The following is an 18765-nucleotide window of genomic DNA, read 5'->3' as shown; positions in this document are numbered from 1 at the left end:
AGGATCAGGAATTTGAATAGAGAGGAACGAGAAATTCATAAATGTTTCTAATTATACTACTTATTTTCATATGAAATGTCAATTTTTGTAATACGGATATAAAGGGAGCCATTTAAGGTAAAATGGTGCCCGAGATTACACTAGGGAGCTTCCCTAGCAAATCCCGAGCACCAGAGGGCGTTTTCCATGGGTTACACTTGTAAGTCACTGAGGATGAAACACCCAGACATTCTCAATATAGTAAACATTTGGCTAAGATAAATACGAGCGATCATAATGAAAATTCAATGAAATCCACGTAGGCATCCCAGGTTCCGTCATCGCTCGTCAAGGTGAGTTTGACGTCCTGATCTCCGGTAGCGTGAGTAATGTTGGATAAAGTTTGGACAGTCGGCGTTTTGCCCGTGAAATAAAAGGAACCCACAGTTACTCCTCCAATAACCAAGTCCACTTTGGCCGTACTAGCATTGCTTGAAGCCCCCCGTACTGAGATATTATGCGTAGGGTTGGCAAAATACTGTGAGTATGATGCATAGTCAGCAGTGGCATACAGAGCAGCCCCGTCAAAAGGTGTACTGATCTTGCCCGCATAAGTGCCGCCAATGTTCATGTTCTCAGCTTCAACCTTTGTCCCCGTATTGTTCCCCGTGTTGGGGGTAAACTGCCAGGCATCCAAATTAAATAGATTGCCGTTTCCTGTCCCAGTAAACACCAGATAAATGTTGCGAACCCCAGTTGCATTATTGATCGTGGTCTCTACTTCTCTCCAGGTCTGCATACCTCCAGTTGAAGGTACTTTTAAGGTGCCGACTAAAGGGCCTGTCTCACTGTCAAGACGTACTTCAATACTACCACCGACATTTGTGGCAACATTGGCTTTGAACGTCTTTGCTCCGGTAGAGCCAAAATCAGCCTTCCCGACAGCGACCCAGTCCCCATTGTGAATATTGGTCACATTCAGATTACTGACCGGACCGCCAGTGGCTTGAGTGGGCTCGGACGTAATACCCGCCTGCCACGCCATGGTTTCCGCTTCAACTCTGGTATATGGATTTAGATTGGATAGCTGAGCTATTCCAGTCATATTCCCTTGTACCTCCTGGATGCTTCCATTGGTATTGTACACCAGTTTATTAATGTGAGGAGAGCGATAGCCTTTTCCATTTCCAATTTGTGCCTTGCTGACCGTTTGGGCATGATACACGACGTACCACTCATTTTTAAAGTTAAATACAGCATGGTGGTTGTTGCCGCCAACGCCGAAGAATGTATAGGGGTTTTTCAGGAAATGGCCTTTATAAGTGAAGGGGCCCATCGGGTTATCGCCGACCATATAGCCGATTTCACCTGCAGGGTACTGTGGCGGGTGTGTCCCGGCAAAGTTAATGCAGTAGGAATAATAGTATTTGCCATTGTACTTATGAATACCAGAATCTTCAAATAAGTAAGGTGCATCAATGGTGGTTGTGCTTCCAACAACACTTATCATATCGGCCCCCAACTTGATCACTCTAGCTGTTTTAGGATTAGCAATGGAAGCTGGATCGGATTCGTTAGGAATTCCCCCACCGCTATACAGGTATCCTGTGCCATCATCATCCACCAACACAGCCGGATCAAAAAGCCATGTCACGCCAGCCATTCCAGGCGTACTATGTGTCACAAGCGCTTTACCGAGGGGGTCTGTCCAAGGTCCGATCGGCGTGTCTGCTGTCAGGACTCCAATTCCTGCCCCACCATTGGCAAAATAAAGAAAGAATTTATCTTTGCCATTCAATTTTTTATGCGCAATTGCTGGAGCCCAGGAGTTAGAGGCCCATTTGGCAATGCCTCTACCGTTGTTCTTGTTGTTGGCACCTGCGACCGGTATCGTTCCGTGATCCGTCCAATTCACCATGTCCGCGGAGGAAATGACCTGGATGCGATCCAGTGCACTGAAGTCATTGTCTTTAATCGATCCATCATTGTTATAAACATACGTATCACTTGACATGTAGACATACACCCTTCCACCATATACCAATGAATAGGGATCAGCTCCCAATTTATGATCCACTAGAGGGTTGGAATTTCCAGGGAGTTTAGCCAGTGGTCGATTGGCAGCATCTACACTTAGCACGAGAGAGACACCAAGCAATAAAGTGAAGGAGAGAAATAAAGCTAGACATTTTCTAATCATAACAATAACCTCCGTTTTTTTATATGGTCCAAAGCCGAGCTATTCGTAAATTTATCAAACTCAAGAATATACTCAGACCTCTACCCGTAAGGAGAACTGCTGTGAAGAGGGCACGAGAAATAGACATGAAATCGCTTACATTTATTGAATTTAAAAGTGAACTACGAGAGGAGAGTCACCATATACTGGTCTCTGTTCATTTATTGACAACTCCAGTTATGTGTTGGAGAAAGTATAGTAATCATAAACATTGGGTTATTAAATATTAATATGTAAATTGATTGCAAATAATGGTTTTATTTGGCGCAATCATAGCATGTTCTATCAAAAATAACAATATCATTCTATTTTCTAAAAAAAGCGAATCGAAAGGAACGTAAATTACGATACCAATGGCATGCTGGACCTTTTGCAAAATCGAGATATCCGACCTGTTATCCCAAGCAAGCGCAATCGACGGGTGAAACTTTAAGTTGGCATTAGTTAAACACACTATGTCCATACGTTGTATGCTGAACATGACTGGATAAATTAGTATGAATGATTGCAGCAGAAGAGGCAGCCCTGCAGGGATGCTTTTGCCTGTCCAGGGGAGATTGCATTAATGCAACACTGATATCCAATTTCCAGTATCCTAAATTAGTGCAATAAATGTTGTAAAGTTAGTATGGGCAGTTACCTGATTCATTCATTATTATAAATGCTGTAATCTACATTACCTAGAGTGGGGTGACAAAGTTGAACGAAAGTAAAAAGAAGACGGATCGGCAGTCTGCTGATGGTAGGTGTGTTGACATGTCGGCCGTGTTGAACGGGTGTAGCAGCAATAGCGAGCGGTCACAAGCCGGGTGACACAAAAACTACATGTGCAGGCTGGAGATAAGAACGGTAAATACGATCAACCGGTAACAATTACGTATTTGTGACCATGGGGTTCAGATGTTAAGTTCAAACCAGGAGAAATCATACCAAATGGACAAAAGAAAAGCTGGGAATCGAGTTGAAAAATCAGTAGGTTTCTCCATCCACAAACAATGCATTTAAGACAAAACTGCGTTTGTCTCTTGTATCAAGCGCTGACTTGCTGATATTATCTCATATCGCGGCGAATTGTTTGATCAATATGCTGACGAGACATGGAAGGAATGTCGAGGGACAAGAACATGGCCCGATTACCAATTATCCAACAAATGGTAGTCATCTTGAACTTTCGAGTTCGTTATCCGTTTCACGGATCGACTTTATCACAAATTCAGAGAAAGCTTTTACTGTTGGAGATAACCACTTTTTCTTTTTAATCAGCATATGGGAGTATATCGGATCGAACTTTTCGGAATGACTTACGATTTTAAGTTTTCCTCTATTCACGTCTTCTTTAACTGTAATATAAGGCAAAAAAGAAAATCCAAGCCCACTCATAACGGTTTGTTTAATCGCCTCAATACTCCATAACTCCATGGTTTGAAATGGGTGAATATCATGCTTTACAAGATATCTTTCAAACATGGTCCGATAACTACAGCTTTCTTCATTCGTAATAAAAAAATGGTTGGTGTTCTCTCGCTTATATTCATCGAAATGGTCTGGACCGTCATTGCTGCACACCAGGACAATGTTCTCCTGGGCCAAAGAATAATGAATGCATTTTTCCGGATGTATTTCCGGGTAGACCATGAAAGCCACATCTACACGTCCACTGATTAAGTCAACCTGGTTTTGTTCACATGTACCGTTGATAAGGATGAATTTGACATGAGGATATTTCAAAGAGAATTCCCTTATAATCGGGCTTAATCTAGAAATTGTTAAAGACTCTGGTGCAGCCACCTTTATAGCACCTTTAACCTCCTGGTTGCTTCGTATATTTCTAATCTGGTCATGAGTAGCCAGTAGATCTTCTGCCAGAGGTATTAATTCTCTCCCTAATTGAGTAAGTTTCAAGTGCCTTCTTTCGTAAGTGAAAAGCTCCCCGCCAATCTCTTCTTCAAGCGACTGTATATGGGCAGTGATCGTGGTCTGAGTGTATCCCAATTGCGATGCAGCCCCTGTATAACTTCCGATTTCGATAATCGTCTGAAATGTAATAAGGTGTCTAATTTCCATCGATGTTCTCCTTAGGTTTAATTTCTATCGATAAAAATGATAATGATTTTGAATATTTCAATTTTATTAATGAACAGATCCATCATACATTAGAATCCTTCTGATCGTAAAATAATCTACAAGGGAGGAAACAATGAATGGAACCGTTCAAAATTTCAATTCCAGAGCAACAACTGCATGATCTGTCTATCAGACTAAAACAGGTTCGATGGCCTTCGAGTTTCTCTGTAGAACCATGGGCTCTGGGGACAGACCGTTCCTTTTTAAAGAGATTAGTTGATTATTGGAGCACGGAATACAACTGGCGTGAACAGGAAGCATGGTTAAACCGTTTCCCGCAGTTTATGGAACATGTGGATGGCTTCGATATCCACTTTGTACACGTTCGGGGTGAAGGCACATCCGCACGACCACTGTTGTTGACTCATGGATGGCCAGGATCATTTGTAGAGATGTTAGAACTAATCCCTTATCTAACAACTCCATCACTATATGGTGGACATGCTGAAGAGGCTTTTGACGTGATTATTCCCTCATTGCCAGGCTTTGCATTTTCGAGTAAACCCACACGACCGGGAGTGGGGTCCAAATACGTAGCTACGCTTTGGGCAAAACTTATGGATCGTTTGGATTATGAAAGGTATTTGGTTCAGGGAGGGGATATTGGAGCAGGGGTCTCAACATGGTTAGCATTCATGTACCCTGAACGGGTGATGGGACTTCATCTCAATTATATTCCAGGAAGCTACAAGCCACCCCTCACTCCGAATACACCATCTGTTAGCGAAGAAGAGCAAGCTTACTTAGACATCGTAGCTGAGTGGTTGGACCGAGAAGGTGCTTATAGCGCCCTTCATAGAACGAAGCCGGAAACACTGGCTTTTGCACTAAGTGATTCCCCAACCGGTCTTGCCAGCTGGATGGTAGAAAAATTTCAAGGTTGGGGTGACTGTGACGGGGATATCGAAAGGTCTTTCTCACTTGATCATATCCTCACTAACATATCGATTTACTGGTTTACCAATTCGATTGCTTCTTCCATGCGAATATATACTAAAGGTACCAAAATGCCACTGCATTTCACCGAAGATCAGCGTGTTACTGTTCCAACAGGGGTTTCCTTATTTCCCAAGGAGCTGCCCACGCCTCCCCGAAGCTGGGTAGAACGCGCCTATAATATTACGTACTGGGAGAAAGCGAATAAAGGCGGTCATTTTGCCGCTATGGAAAATCCTAAATTGTTTGCCGAACATCTAAATCATTTTTTTCATTCCATAAGCATCTGATAGTCTCTATCCTTGAGAGGGTTATGAACAACCAGTACATTTTTTACCAGACATACATTTACCCCTTAAAGGGGAATGGACACAAAGTTGGCCCTCAAACTTTGTCTTAGAGATTACCACAGTGAAACTGGAGTTGACCTGACTACTAAGATCATGTGAAAAGGGGCAAATTTTAATTTTGTGTTACTGTAAAATATGTAAATGCAAAGCGGTAACACAACTCAATATTCTTCTACAAAATCACATATGAGATTCATTCCGCTTCGGTAGGTTCACATATTAGTCCATATAAAATGAGAAAAATATCGGGGTGTATACACTTAAATAGATACATTTATCCATACTTCTCTTAATGATAATTCAGCCTAGTATATTCACAACCTCAACCATACTACACAGCTTCGATATTGTTATATGAATAAAACTGATCGAAACCGTCAGTATCACTCACTAATCTCAAGGCAAAGGAACATAGATGAATGATCCAACAAAATAACCAGTACTCTTGAATGAACTTACAGGGCAAAGAGAGCTTGGAATAATTCATGCGCATTAAAAAGCCCATGTCGTTGGCTTTGCGTCTAGTTATCGAAGAAAAAAAGGACATTGACCATTTAATTAGTCGCTTATTTAGCGGCTTTTTATATTTTGGAACGACTGACCGAACTAAAGATGAGAGATTTTATTGTATTTCCGGAAAGTGTACAGTTCATACTTTGGAAAACCTGACAAGGCCTTGATCGATATGTGGGTGAAAAGGAAAACTGAAGAGGGGGCTATTCGAAAAAATAAATGCGGTGAAACTTGGGGGCACAGTCTAATAAAGCAATTTAATCGCTCCGTAAGCTTGCTAATGATCTCAAAAGAGGGCATCGCATTTCCTTTCTCAATTTGACTAATGTAACCTCTGGTTCCAACATCTCTAGCTAGATCCTTCTGACACATTTATAAACCTTTTTGTAAGTTCTTTATCTTCTTCCTAGTAAATAAGAATTTGTGTAGCCACGGTATTGGAAGAGGGAGAGGGCTTGGTAATTACAATCGAGCCCTTTTTATTTACAGGTGCAGGGTATGTCGTTGAGCAAACGGATGGATGGCCTTTATGTGTACCCGACAATAGCTCTGTGGCACAACATGAGCATACCATAATAAGGTGTCTCAGCCGGTGAATACAAGAATAAGCAAAAGCTATAAAGAATGAACTGTACCCTGTCAGTCAGACATGAAGAAGAAACTACGTCTACTTGGCAGGGTACTTTCATTGGTTTCTCTGACTTAAGGAGGAAGAATTGATGTGGAAGAAATGTAGTTTGTTTTTATTAGTTCTAGCATTTGTGTCGATTTGCATTTCTGAAATGCCTGCGTCTGCTGCCAGCTCTACAATTACCAAGCATATAGGAAATTCTAACAATGAAATTTGAAATGGAAGGAGAAGATGTCAAAACGTGCTATGACAGATGAAGCCAAAGCATTGAATCCTTGTTTTTCAATCTTCTATACCGTGAATATGAGAAAAGGCTGAACCAGCTTGTGAAAGCTTTTTATATTATTTTGTGCTGCTATCCTTCCACTGAGAAAGCTAGGACAGAATCAGGATTTTGAGGCTTCTTTGAGGATGTTATTACATAAAAGCGGATCTTAATACAATCTTAATGCTGTAGGCAAATTCGTAATACGGTACTGATTTTGCTCATGATATACTAAGGATTGAGAGAGAATATAGTAGAGGGTGGGCACAGGATGGCAGCAAAACAGAACGATGCCGGGTCCATACTTGATCGAATTACTGACTTGCCGGTAAGAAAAAGTAGAGGAAGACTGAAAATTTTTGTTGGATATGCACCAGGTGTTGGGAAGACCTGTGCAATGCTTAGCGACGCTCACGAAGAGCAAAAAGAGGGTATAGATATCGTAGTTGGATATATTAAACATTATGCCCGGCCATACACTGCGGCGTTGTTGGAAGGACTTGAACTTCTTCCTTACATCAAAATTTCAAATAAAGAATCCTCAACTAAGGAATTTGATCTGGACCAAGCGCTCCAGAGAAGTCCTGACCTTATTTTATTGGACGATTTGGCCCATACCAACGCGGCAGGATGCCGACATAAAAAAAGATATCAGGATGTGGAGGAACTTCTTCGCGCAGGAATTCATGTATATACGACGATGAATGTTCAACAGATCGAAAGTCTAACGGATATTGTCTACTCCATTACTGGCATTTCCGTTGACGAACGCATACCGGACAGTGTATTTGACAGTGCTGATCAGGTGGAATTAGTCGATATTGAACCGGATGATTTAATAGGACGTTTGAATAGGGGAAAGATTTACCCTGAGGAGGAGAATACACAGGCTCATTTATTTACCAAAGAGAAGCTGACGACTCTACGTGAAATTGCTTTGCGTAATACAGCAAGTCAGTTAAACCGAATCGCGGAGCAAATCAGTGAGCAGGCGAAAAGAAATGAATTTGATACGAAAGAACATATTCTGGTCTGTCTGTCTTCGGCTGCTTCCAATAAGAAAGTGATCCGAACAGCAGCAAGAATGGCGGCAGCTTTTCATGGTCATTTCACCGCGTTGTTTGTGGAAACACCAGAAGCGAGAGAATTGACATCAAAAAATAAAGCGGAGTTAAGGGAGAACCTTAGGCTGGCTGAGCAAATGGGTGCACAAATCGCAACGATGTATGGAGACGATATTCCAGGACAGATTGCCGAATATGTCAAAACAAGCTGTGTATCGAAAATTGTCCTAGGACGCTCCCCTTACAAGAGGAGAGGGCTTGCAAAATCCAATGTAAGTGATAAACTAACGGCCTTACTTCCTAATATTGAAATCTATATTATCCCCTATACTCAGTCTTCCTTCTATAAAAGATTGCCTTTTTACGAAAAATACCCATTGCTGTCGTTGGCAGATACTATCAAGACCATTGCTATCTTGGCTGTGTGCACAATTATTGGCTTGTGGTTTAAGTATTTGGAATTCCGAGAAGCTAACATTATCACCGTGTACATTCTGGGAGTTTTGTTAAATGCAATTGTGACCAAGGGCAGAATGTATAGCGCCATTTATTCGGTTATGAGTGTACTTGTGTTTAATTATTTTTTTACCGAGCCTTATTATTCTTTACAGGCTTATGATTCAGGCTATCCGGTCACCTTTCTGGTCATGCTGGCTGCTTCTTTCATGACGAGTACACTAACTATGCGAGTAAGAGAGCAGGCTCGGCAATCCGCGCAAAAAGCTTACCGTACCGAGGTGCTTCTGGAAACAAGCCGGAAATTGCAACAGGCCAAAGACTCTCCGGCTATTATTAATGAAATGGCACATCAAATGGTAAAGTTGTTGGACAGAATGGTCATTTTCTATTCAGTTGACCAAGGGGTACTGTTGGCGCCGCAGTTTTTTCCAAAGAAAGAATCTGCAGTTGATCCAGGGGTCTACACAGGAGGCAACGAACGTGCAGTTGCAGAGTGGGTATATAAAAACAACAAGCGTGCAGGAGCAACGACGGATACTTTTTTTGGCGCTAAGTGTCTATATCATGCGGTGCGTGGAGGAGAACAGGTTCTTGCGGTGGCAGCTATTGTAATGGATGAGGAAGAACCTTTAGAAGTTTTTGAAAATAGCCTAATGCTTGCCATGCTGGGAGAATGCGCGCTGGCGCTAGAGAAAGAAAAACTGAACGAAAGACAACAAGAGATTTCCATGCAAATCCAGCAGGAGCAACTCCGTGCCAGTCTGCTTCGGTCCATTTCTCATGATTTACGCACTCCACTTACCAGCATCTCAGGCAATGCGGGGATTCTTCTTGGAAACCCAGAGGTACTAAACGAGGAACAGAAAAAAGGTCTATATACGGATATATATGACGATTCCATGTGGTTAATCAATTTGGTAGAAAATTTGCTGTCTATTAGTCGAATCGAAGGTGGTACTCTAAATCTGAATTTTCAGGCAGAATTAATGGAGGAAGTCATTTCGGAGGCTCTGCTTCATGTGAATCGCAACAGTGTGAAGCATGTCATTCAGACGGAACTGGATGATGAATTGATGATGGCTCGAATGGACTCCCGACTTATTGTTCAGGTATTGATCAATATGATTGATAATGCAATCAAGTATACCCAAGATGGCTCTCACATCACAATTTCAGCAAGACGCGAGAGACTTATAGTCATTGTAGAAATCTCAGATGATGGCCCCGGTATTTCTTCAGAAGAAGTCAAGGTTAGACTGTTTGAGATGTTTTATACGGCAGACAACATTCATGGGGACGGACGTCGTGGATTAGGATTGGGGCTTTCTCTGTGCAAATCAATTGTGAATGCTCATGGAGGTACTATTGGTGTTAAGGACAATATCCCTAAAGGGACGGTTTTTTATTTTACCCTGCAAGCTGAGGAAGTGAATGTTCATGAATAAACCTTTTATTCTTGTTGTGGAGGACGATAAACCCATCCGCAAGCTGATTACGACAACGCTGGAGACACAGGGGTATAAATATCATACGGCTGAAACAGGGGAAGCATCGATTTTAGAAGCAGTATCCAAGCAGCCGGATCTAATGATTCTGGATTTGGGGCTGCCGGATATGGATGGTGTAGATATCATAAAAAAGTTTCGTGCATGGTCGAATATGCCTATTATCGTGGTCAGCGCACGCAGCGAAGATCGGGATAAAATAGATGCGCTGGATGCCGGAGCGGACGATTATCTAACAAAGCCCTTCAGTGTAGAAGAACTGCTGGCCAGACTTCGAGTCAGTTTACGAAGAATTCGAAATGACAGTGATAAGCTCCTGAAGGATGCTTCCAGCTTTATTAATGGAAATTTGAAAATTGATTATGCAGCAGGATGCGTATGGATTGGTGAAGAAGAAATTCACCTGACCCCAAGCGAATATAAACTGCTTTGCCTGCTGGCAAAACATGTAGGCAAAGTACTGACCCATAATTTTATCCTGCATGAAATCTGGGGCAACCACAGCTATGACATTCCTGCCCTGCGTGTGTTTATGGCAACGCTGAGAAAAAAAATAGAAAAAACATCATCACAAACTAAGTTTATTCAAACACATATCGGAGTTGGTTACCGTATGCTTCAGGTTGGAGATGATGGCTAGGTAACAATACCATTATGTAATTAGAGATCATGCTCTTATGGAGCATGGTCTCTTTATTTTTCATCTGCCACTAAATCTTAAGATGATCTTTATACCTATATGAAAACCCTAATCCTAAACTAATGGTGAAAATGTTACGCTGAACTCTGAAGTAAAGAGGATAAGGAGGTTCGGCATGTGAGATGGGCACTACCTTGTTCGTCTGTTTCATCGGCTAAGCTGTCAACTGAGTGAAAGGGAAAGAGGTATGGGGAATGAATGAAATTTTAACAAGTGCGGGTCTGATCTCAATTGTGCTGGCGGTGCTGTATTCCGTTAAAAAAATATATGATTTTATCGATTTGCAGAAGGTGACACGGAAGGATATCTATGAGAACTATGATATCTATAAAGCAGCTCAGAAGTTTGCTCTCGGTACACCCGTCGATGAGATCAGAGAAATCCTGACAAACAGCTATGAGTTAGACGATAACCAGGTTGAAGAGACAATGTTTTTGGCTCTTCCTCATCGGAACGATACCGATGGTGGTTATCTTGCCTTTATCAAGGCTGTAAATCGGGTGCTGGAACAAGAGGTTTATAGCTAAACTCCGAAAGAAGGAAAAATATGAATCGTCAGGCCGCGTTACCTGGTGTTTGCTCCCAATCTGGCCAGAGAACAATTTCTACAAGCGCTGAGTGAAGAAGAAAAATTATTTGTTGCTTTGGCATCCAATCCTGATCAACAACACCATTTGTAAGAATTAGGAGTAGAAAATGTTATTGAAAGCTTAGAAGGCTTATTCCACTTGTTGAAGACGGAGTGAGCCCTTTTTACATGCAGAAAATTCAACTACAATAAGCAATTAAAACCGGCAAGTCATATATGCAAAGAGGAAGGGAGAATAAGTTCTATAAATTCCATGAAAGCGTTTGACATATTTGAATATCAATCTATAATTATGAACAGAATTGGACCTCACTGAGATGCAAGTATCCTGATTTTTTCAATCTGAATCGGATTAAGATGTCGCCAATTTTCAAATAGGTCGCTGCCTATGAGGAATACGATAATTGATAGAGCTGTTGTTCATAAACAGCAAGCTTCATAACCAGGGGCTTGCTCTTTCATTTACCTAAGGAGAATGGGTCGGAATGACACTTAAAAAAAGAATCTTTTTATTGTTTTTTCTCAGCGCGTTTATTCCCTTTATCAGTATATTTGCAATTTCTTACTATACCATTGATTCCATTTTTGCGAATAAAATCAATGATGGAATTCGGAGCAATCTACAGCAGGTAACTTCATCACTGGAAAATTCAATTACCAACCTGAATCATGTTACTCAGCAATTATCATATAGTGGTACATTAGGAAAAAAACTGGATGAAGTCTTGAAGCCTTCCTCCAATATATTTGAATTGATTGAGGCTAGAGATGAATTAAAGAATGAGTTAAATGTCGTAACGTTTACTAATCCGAATATAGGTCTGACCTTATACTATTTCCAGAAAGAAGGCACTACACAGTTCGCTAACTTTCCCATCAAAGATCGTTTTTCTCCCGAGTCTTTGCCTGTGCTTTCCAAATCATATGGCATTGCGTACTATGGTCCCCATATGAGTATGAACCGATTTGATGATCAGCTTGTTTTATCTGCTATGCGAAAGGTACAGCTGCCTCAAAGGGACGATGTATATATTTACGTCGAATCCGGCTTTCGTCTTACACAGGATATACTGGGTTACAATCAATACAAAGGAGCTTTATCGCATTTAATCCTGAATGGTGAGGGCAACATTGTTTACAGTGAAATTCCAGAAGCGATGAAGGTCGGAGAGAATTTCTCCAGCATATCGAAAGGTACTGCAAAAGATGGAATATCCCGTGATTACCATTGGTTTAAGGAGGACTCCAGTCAGAATTGGAGCGTCATATCGGTAATTTCGCAGGCTAAGTATCAACAGGAGAAAAACCAATGGTTGCTTCAAATATTACTGGTCGCTTTATTTTTTCTCGGCTTTACCGTATTTCTGGCTTGGCTTCTGTGGAAGATGGTTTACAAACCACTAGGTCTGTTCCATTCGGAAATTAACGGAATGTCTCAGAATCCACAAAAGGCAGGAAGCCAGACCCGCACTCAAATTCCCGAGTTTGATTTTCTGTTGGGAGAATTCTCAAATATGCAGCATCAAATCGGCGACCTGTTCAAGGAAGTGCAGCAGAAAGAGAAGATTCGTGCAGATTTGGAAGTGGAAAAATTGTTATATCAGATCAATCCTCACTTTCTAATGAATACGCTGGATACTGTGCACTGGCTGGCCGTCATGAACGGACAAGGAGAGATTGACAAGTTGGTGCAATCCTTAAACAAGCTGTTGTATTACAATTTGGGTAAATTAGGGCAAGTATCCACGATGGAAGAGGAAATTGATGCGCTAAGACAGTACCTAATCCTGCAGCAAATTCGATATGACTTTGAATTTGACGTGCGTATTTCAGCGGATGATCAAGTTCTTCAAATACCTGTGCCTCGTTTTATTCTGCAACCGTTGGTTGAAAATTCACTTTATCATGGACTGAGTGACGAAGGTTTTATTCAAATTGAAGTTACACTTGCCAAAACGCTGAATATTTTAATACAGGATAATGGAGCAGGCATGACCGAGGAAGCGATTCAAAGACTTCTGAATAATCGTATAGCTGAACATAAAAAAGTAGGGATGGGCATCGGACTCAATTATGTCCACCGCATGTTGAGGGCACAGTATGGAGATCAAGCACAACTGGTGATCGAAAGTGAATTGGGTACAGGGACAAGTATACTGCTCATACTTCCTATCAAAGGAGAAGATGTCTGAGGATGATTAAGGTATTGATAGTGGATGACGATAAATTAGTACGAAAAGGAATAAGCTCCGCGATGCCGTGGAACGAGTTCAATATGGAGGTTATAGGAGAAGCAAGTAACGGGTTGAAAGCACTGGATTTTCTGAAAGCCCAACCGGTCGATCTGATGCTGACAGATCTCGCGATGCCGGTGATGTCAGGTATTGAACTGATGCGAGCTGCAAGGCAGCTCTATCCAGAACTACATATTGTTGTATTAACACTGCATCAAGATTTCGATTATATCCAGGAAGCGCTCAGACTTGGAGCCATCGACTATATAGCCAAAGTTCAGCTCGAGAAGGAGCAATTCGAACACGTGCTGCATCGAATACATACCCGGATTGACGAGCTGGCGAATACAAGACGAAAGCTGCCTCTGCTAAGTGAGACCAATGTCCATTATCGCCATGTGTATGCACTTGTTTCACTGGATCGCAAGTCAGGACAGAGCTGGCCGATTGAACTGACATCCAATGTAGACGAGATCCGATGGGAGGTTGAACGGAACAGCTGGATGTGGACGGCACCCATGGACGTAGAGGATCAGCTGTTCCATAAACTGAAGGAATCCCTGGATCAAGTTCCCCAAGTCGCCTTGCTGGTTATGTCCGATGTACAAGAGCGAACATGGTCGCAAATCCAAAACTGGATTATGAATTATACAGAAACGTCCTTATTCTATGCATACAATCCTTATGATCCTGTCATTTCCGTTTCGATGAATGTGGAGGACTCATTTCCAATAGAACCGCAGGATGAAGACATGGATCGTATTAGGCAAAGTTGGTTCCTATCACCATGGACCCACAACGACAGTTATTACAACCAACTGATTGAACAGTTCAAATCACTAAGACTGCATAAAGGCCAGCTGATGGGATTGCTATACTCTATAGTTATGGAATGGAATCACCTTTTTGCTCAGACTACGTTGGGTAGAATCTCAATGATCCATTCTTTTCAATCCTGGTACGAGGTAGAAGATTGGATCAAGCAGACCTCTGTGGGCATTCGTAAGGCAGATGAACAGACTTCGTATTCACAAGAAATTGTAGACGCCGTGAAAAAAGCGATTATGATCATGCAAAATAATTTGGACCAAGCTTTTACAGCTTCAGGTCTGTCCCAACAACTGAACATCAGCCGAAGCTATTTCAGTCAATGCTTCAAGGATTTGATGGGGAAAACCTTTAATGAGTACTCCCGATTTATACGAATAGAGAAGTCTAAAGAGTATTTATTGAATACAACCAACACGATTTTCTGGATTGCGGAGCGAGTGGGTTATACGGATGAAAAATATTTCAGCCGAATTTTTCGCGAATTGACAGGTCTGCTGCCAAGCGAATATCGACAGCTCGGCAGAGGGGATAAATAGCGTACTCTCCCAGATGACCAATAATCCGGGCGAAAGAAGGGAAAGCGATGATTAAGAAGATGGCTGCATGTGTTCTTGTCGTCAGCTTAATTACAGTGACAGTATATTTCAGCAACCCATACTTCCGGGAATCGCCAATGGGACCAACGAAAACAATCTCGGACACTGCCGCTGCCGATCCATTGGGGAAATATGAATATCCCGTTTCCATCCGACTGGGATATGTGGTAGATCCAACAGGCGCAGATCTCTCTGGAGGAGAAACACTTGAGAAGAATATATGGAAAACGATGATTAAACAAAACCTTAACATTGATGTCCAGGTATTATGGCAGGTGTCGAAGGAAAATCTGAGTCAGAAAATCGATCTGGCTATCGCCAGCAATGATCTGCCGGATGCCATGATTGTAAATCAGCTGCAGCTGAACGAGATGATCAAGGCTGGAGAAATTGAAGACCTAACCGAGGCATACAATAGTAGCGCATCACCGGAAATAAAAAAAATTATTGATAGCACAAACGGATTGGCTATGGAACAAGTGACCTTCGATGGCAAGATGATGGCTGTTCCTTCTGTGACAGCGGAAGACTTCAGCATGCTCTGGATTCGACAGGATTGGCTGGACCGTCTTGGACTGAAGCCGCCGAAAACGGTAGATGATCTGGAAGCTATCGCCAAGGCCTTTGTAGAGAATGACCCAGATGGAAACAGTAAGCGAGATACGATTGGCCTTGCTTCAAGCACTGGACTGTATAACGATTTCAACAACAGTGCTTTTTCTTTTGATCTAACCCCAATCTTCGCAGCATATGGATCTTTCCCGGGATATTGGCTGAGCAAAGATGGAAAACCTGTATACGGTTCGGTTCTACCGGAAACGAAGGAGGCCTTGGTCAAACTGCGTGAAATGTACGCCAAAGGCCTTCTCGATCCAGAACTGGGTATCCGCAAAGAAGCGGAAGAAACAGTTATTAACGGTCAGGCGGGGATGTTCTTTCAAGGTTTTTATGCTGGGTACTGGCCCCTTCCGAGCGCTTGGCAGAACGAGCCGGAGGCGAACTGGCAAGCATACGCACTCCCGCTGGATGCAAACGGAGCATACCATGTGAAGGTGGATAATCCGTCAAGTTCATTCTTGGTGGTACGAAAAGGATATGCTCATCCCGAAGCGATCATTAAAATTAACAATCTGTACCTTCGTGATGAGTTCAAGTACGGTACGCGTTTTATGCTGGGCCGCAATTTCTTTGCTCCGGCAGATGAAGCACGATATGAATCGAAGGCAGCGCAGGATATTCTGATGGGAACCAAAACACCCGCCGATTTCAAGGACAAGTCTGAATACAAATTGCTGGAAAACTTAGTTTCTACAATAAAACAAACCAAATTGAAGCCTTATGATCAATATGGTATTTCCTATTGGAATGAACACAGCGACAGCTTTATGCGGGGTTATTCGCTTCTTGTAGGCGGAAGAAATTTTTTCGATCCAAACATCCATAAAGTTCGAAGCCTTACCTATATACGAACTCCAACGATGGAGAAGGCTTGGGGTGAACTATCAAAACTGGAACATGATACATTTTTAAAAATTATTTTAGGCGCTGAACCGATCGATTCATTTGATCAATTTGTCGAGGAATGGAAGGAACAAGGGGGCGATCAAGTGACTGTGGAGGTGACCGCAGCCCATAATCATCGCTGAAGACCATCATGAATGTGATACGATAAATTCTACAAGACACTTTTATAATTCCATTAATCAAGCCGACAGATTCTGTTTCAGGAGCTGCCGGTTTTTTTGTTCTTCACTTTGATTAGTAAGTAAGGATAGACAAATGTATGTCGGTAAGTAGGATAAATGCTTACAAGCCAACTATGGCTTCATGATCCCGAATGAAACCGTATACATTTCTCTATCCAAACAGACGTTCAATCCCTATCTCGATTTGTCTTCTCCGAGTCTTATAATGAAAGCGCAAACAACAATGATAGAGAAATATTCAAAACGAAGGGGAATCGAATGTGATGAGAACTAAATGGTTCATAAAAAGCAAAATGTTGACGAGACGTCTGGCCGTGCTGTCGATGTCTGCTCTGATGATTTCAACCCTTGCAGCTTGTGGGGGTTCCTCCAACCCTCCCACTGCGGAGGAAGCGGGCAAGTATGAGGTAACACCGGGAGACCCATTCAGTGCCTATAAAGACCAAATAACCGTAACGATGGGTCGTGTGACTACAGCCAACCCGAAACTGCCGGCTGGAGATACGTATGAGAACAACGCGTATACTCGGCTGGTCAAAGAAACGTTTAACGCTCAGATTAAAGACCAATTTGAAGCAAACGGAGAAGATTACAGCCGTCAGGTTTCTCTCGCCATCGCCTCTGGGGAACTGCCTGACATGATGCGTGTCGATTCCAAGGATGAGCTCAAAGAACTGGTTGATAATGATCTGATTGAAGATATGACGGAAATTTACAAGCAGTATGCCACAGATAACATCAAGAACATTTACGAATCTTATGAGGGCCGTGCATTAGATAATGCGACGATAGATGGACGTTTAATGGGACTTCCTGCTACTTCCCTAGATTCCGCGCCAACCATGGTCTGGGTTCGTCAGGATTGGCTGGATCTACTGGGAATCCAACTTGACGCAGACGGAGACGGGGCCATCAAGCTGGATGATGTGGAGAAAACGGCCGAGGAATTCTTGAAAAGAGATCCTGGCCAATCCGGGAAACCGGTAGGTATTCCCTTTGTGAACACCCTGAATACAAGTGACTATAATGGTTCTGCCTATACCATGCTGGGAGTTGCCTCCACCAAGGGTGCATTCCCTCAATACTGGATGAAGGGGAAGGACGGCAGCATTGTTTATGGCTCGACAACTAAGGAAACCAAGCAGATGTTAGGCGTCATGGCAGATTGGTTCAAGAGAGGCATCATCGACCCGCAATTTGGAACACGCACATTTGATGATATTACGGCACTGTACACCAACGGCCAAAGCGGTATTGCTTTTGGACCGTGGCATATTCCTGACTGGGGTCTGAGCAGCGTGAAGCAGATGGATAAGAATGCGAAATTCACGGCTTACACTTTGGAGGATGCAGACGGAAAGGTAAACGTGGCACACGCCAATCCAGCCAATCAGTTTATCGTTGTGAGAAAAGGATATGAACACCCGGAACTCGCCGTTAAAATAGTAAACCTTTTCTACGATAAACTGGCAAATGATAAAAATGTGGAAACATCTATGCCAGAAGCCGCCAAGTATCAAGAGAACGGCGTAGACGGTTCTACCAGACCTTTTAATATTGAAGTCAACTCGGCTACCTCGCTGCTGGATGATTACTCTGACGTTGTTCGCGGGATTAAAGGGGAGATCAGTCTGGATCAGGTCCGGACAACCGAATCAAAGAACAATATTGAAAGTATCCAAACCTACTTGAGCGATATGGATACGGATAACGTAACAGCCTGGGCGAAATATCACTCGCGTATCAACGGAGTGGGACTCATCGACAAACTGACACGGGAAAACAAATTCGTCTGGATGACACCCGCTTTCTCTGGCACTACACCAAGCATGAAACAGACATGGGCTAATCTGACCAAGATGGAGCAGGAATCTTTCATCAAAATCGTGACTGGTGCAGAATCTCTGGATTACTTCGATACTTTCGTTAGCAATTGGAAGAAACAAGGTGGGGACCAGGTAATTCAGGAAATTGAAGACGAGGCTGCATCCGAAAAATAAACAATCATGAACTGCTAGAAGGGCTGCGATAAGTAGCCTTTCTT

10 protein-coding genes are annotated in these 18765 nt (G+C 42.5%); 8 read left to right on the top strand and 2 right to left on the bottom strand.

The genetic code is table 11. The features are described from left to right. Positions 1 to 271: 271 nt before the first annotated feature. Together MKY24_RS13410 and MKY24_RS13405 are read right to left on the bottom strand one after the other, a co-directional pair. Positions 272 to 2179: a carbohydrate-binding protein gene (locus MKY24_RS13410; RefSeq protein WP_339200177.1), complete on the bottom strand. Its 1908-nt coding sequence runs from the start codon at positions 2177 to 2179 to the stop codon at positions 272 to 274. Between the two features lie 1197 nt (positions 2180 to 3376). Next, positions 3377 to 4282, bottom strand: coding sequence for a LysR family transcriptional regulator (locus MKY24_RS13405; RefSeq protein WP_264453739.1), 906 nt, complete (start codon positions 4280 to 4282; stop codon positions 3377 to 3379). 137 nt (positions 4283 to 4419) lie between these two features. Here MKY24_RS13405 and MKY24_RS13400 point away from each other — a divergent pair, with 137 nt between their 5' ends. The 8 genes from MKY24_RS13400 to MKY24_RS13365 all read left to right on the top strand — a co-directional run bounded on the left by MKY24_RS13400 (position 4420) and on the right by MKY24_RS13365 (position 18721). Then, positions 4420 to 5568 (top strand): epoxide hydrolase family protein, encoded by a 1149-nt coding sequence (locus tag MKY24_RS13400; protein ID WP_339200176.1) that lies wholly within the window; start codon positions 4420 to 4422, stop codon positions 5566 to 5568. Between the two features lie 1740 nt (positions 5569 to 7308). Further along, positions 7309 to 10005, top strand: coding sequence for a sensor histidine kinase KdpD (locus MKY24_RS13395; protein WP_076265003.1), 2697 nt, complete (start codon positions 7309 to 7311; stop codon positions 10003 to 10005). Beyond that, on the top strand, positions 9998 to 10705 hold the full coding sequence (locus tag MKY24_RS13390) for a response regulator transcription factor (RefSeq protein WP_023988805.1): 708 nt from the start codon (positions 9998 to 10000) through the stop codon (positions 10703 to 10705). Before MKY24_RS13395 ends, MKY24_RS13390 begins: the two co-directional genes overlap by 8 nt. Positions 10706 to 10959: 254 nt before the next feature. Further along, complete coding sequence (locus MKY24_RS13385; RefSeq protein WP_068939613.1) at positions 10960 to 11292, top strand: hypothetical protein; 333 nt, start codon at positions 10960 to 10962, stop codon at positions 11290 to 11292. 547 nt (positions 11293 to 11839) lie between these two features. Continuing rightward, entirely contained in the window at positions 11840 to 13546 is a 1707-nt protein-coding gene (locus MKY24_RS13380) for a histidine kinase (protein ID WP_053325510.1), read from the top strand. A 2-nt stretch (positions 13547 to 13548) separates the two neighbouring features. Then, on the top strand, positions 13549 to 14955 hold the full coding sequence (locus MKY24_RS13375; RefSeq protein WP_028541594.1) for a response regulator: 1407 nt from the start codon (positions 13549 to 13551) through the stop codon (positions 14953 to 14955). Between the two features lie 47 nt (positions 14956 to 15002). Further along, positions 15003 to 16661: an extracellular solute-binding protein gene (locus tag MKY24_RS13370; RefSeq protein WP_339200174.1), complete on the top strand. Its 1659-nt coding sequence runs from the start codon at positions 15003 to 15005 to the stop codon at positions 16659 to 16661. Between the two features lie 323 nt (positions 16662 to 16984). Further along, a complete protein-coding gene (locus MKY24_RS13365; RefSeq protein WP_339202319.1) occupies positions 16985 to 18721 on the top strand; it encodes a sugar ABC transporter substrate-binding protein in 1737 nt (578 codons plus the stop codon). Positions 18722 to 18765 lie beyond the last annotated feature (44 nt).

This window comes from Paenibacillus sp. FSL P2-0322 (assembly GCF_037975315.1).
Classification (GTDB): Bacteria; Bacillota; Bacilli; order Paenibacillales; family Paenibacillaceae; genus Paenibacillus; species Paenibacillus polymyxa_B.
This window is presented reverse-complemented; position numbering and strand designations above follow the sequence as displayed.

What these genes read in the sequence shown, in the direction of transcription:
- MKY24_RS13410 (WP_339200177.1), bottom strand. Translation starts at nt 2,179, where the DNA reads ATGATTAGAAAATGTCTAGCTTTATTTCTCTCCTTCACTTTATTGCTT.
- MKY24_RS13405 (WP_264453739.1), bottom strand. Translation starts at nt 4,282, where the DNA reads ATGGAAATTAGACACCTTATTACATTTCAGACGATTATCGAAATCGGA.
- MKY24_RS13400 (WP_339200176.1), top strand. Translation starts at nt 4,420, where the DNA reads ATGGAACCGTTCAAAATTTCAATTCCAGAGCAACAACTGCATGATCTG.
- MKY24_RS13395 (WP_076265003.1), top strand. Translation starts at nt 7,309, where the DNA reads ATGGCAGCAAAACAGAACGATGCCGGGTCCATACTTGATCGAATTACT.
- MKY24_RS13390 (WP_023988805.1), top strand. Translation starts at nt 9,998, where the DNA reads ATGAATAAACCTTTTATTCTTGTTGTGGAGGACGATAAACCCATCCGC.
- MKY24_RS13385 (WP_068939613.1), top strand. Translation starts at nt 10,960, where the DNA reads ATGAATGAAATTTTAACAAGTGCGGGTCTGATCTCAATTGTGCTGGCG.
- MKY24_RS13380 (WP_053325510.1), top strand. Translation starts at nt 11,840, where the DNA reads ATGACACTTAAAAAAAGAATCTTTTTATTGTTTTTTCTCAGCGCGTTT.
- MKY24_RS13375 (WP_028541594.1), top strand. Translation starts at nt 13,549, where the DNA reads ATGATTAAGGTATTGATAGTGGATGACGATAAATTAGTACGAAAAGGA.
- MKY24_RS13370 (WP_339200174.1), top strand. Translation starts at nt 15,003, where the DNA reads ATGATTAAGAAGATGGCTGCATGTGTTCTTGTCGTCAGCTTAATTACA.
- MKY24_RS13365 (WP_339202319.1), top strand. Translation starts at nt 16,985, where the DNA reads ATGAGAACTAAATGGTTCATAAAAAGCAAAATGTTGACGAGACGTCTG.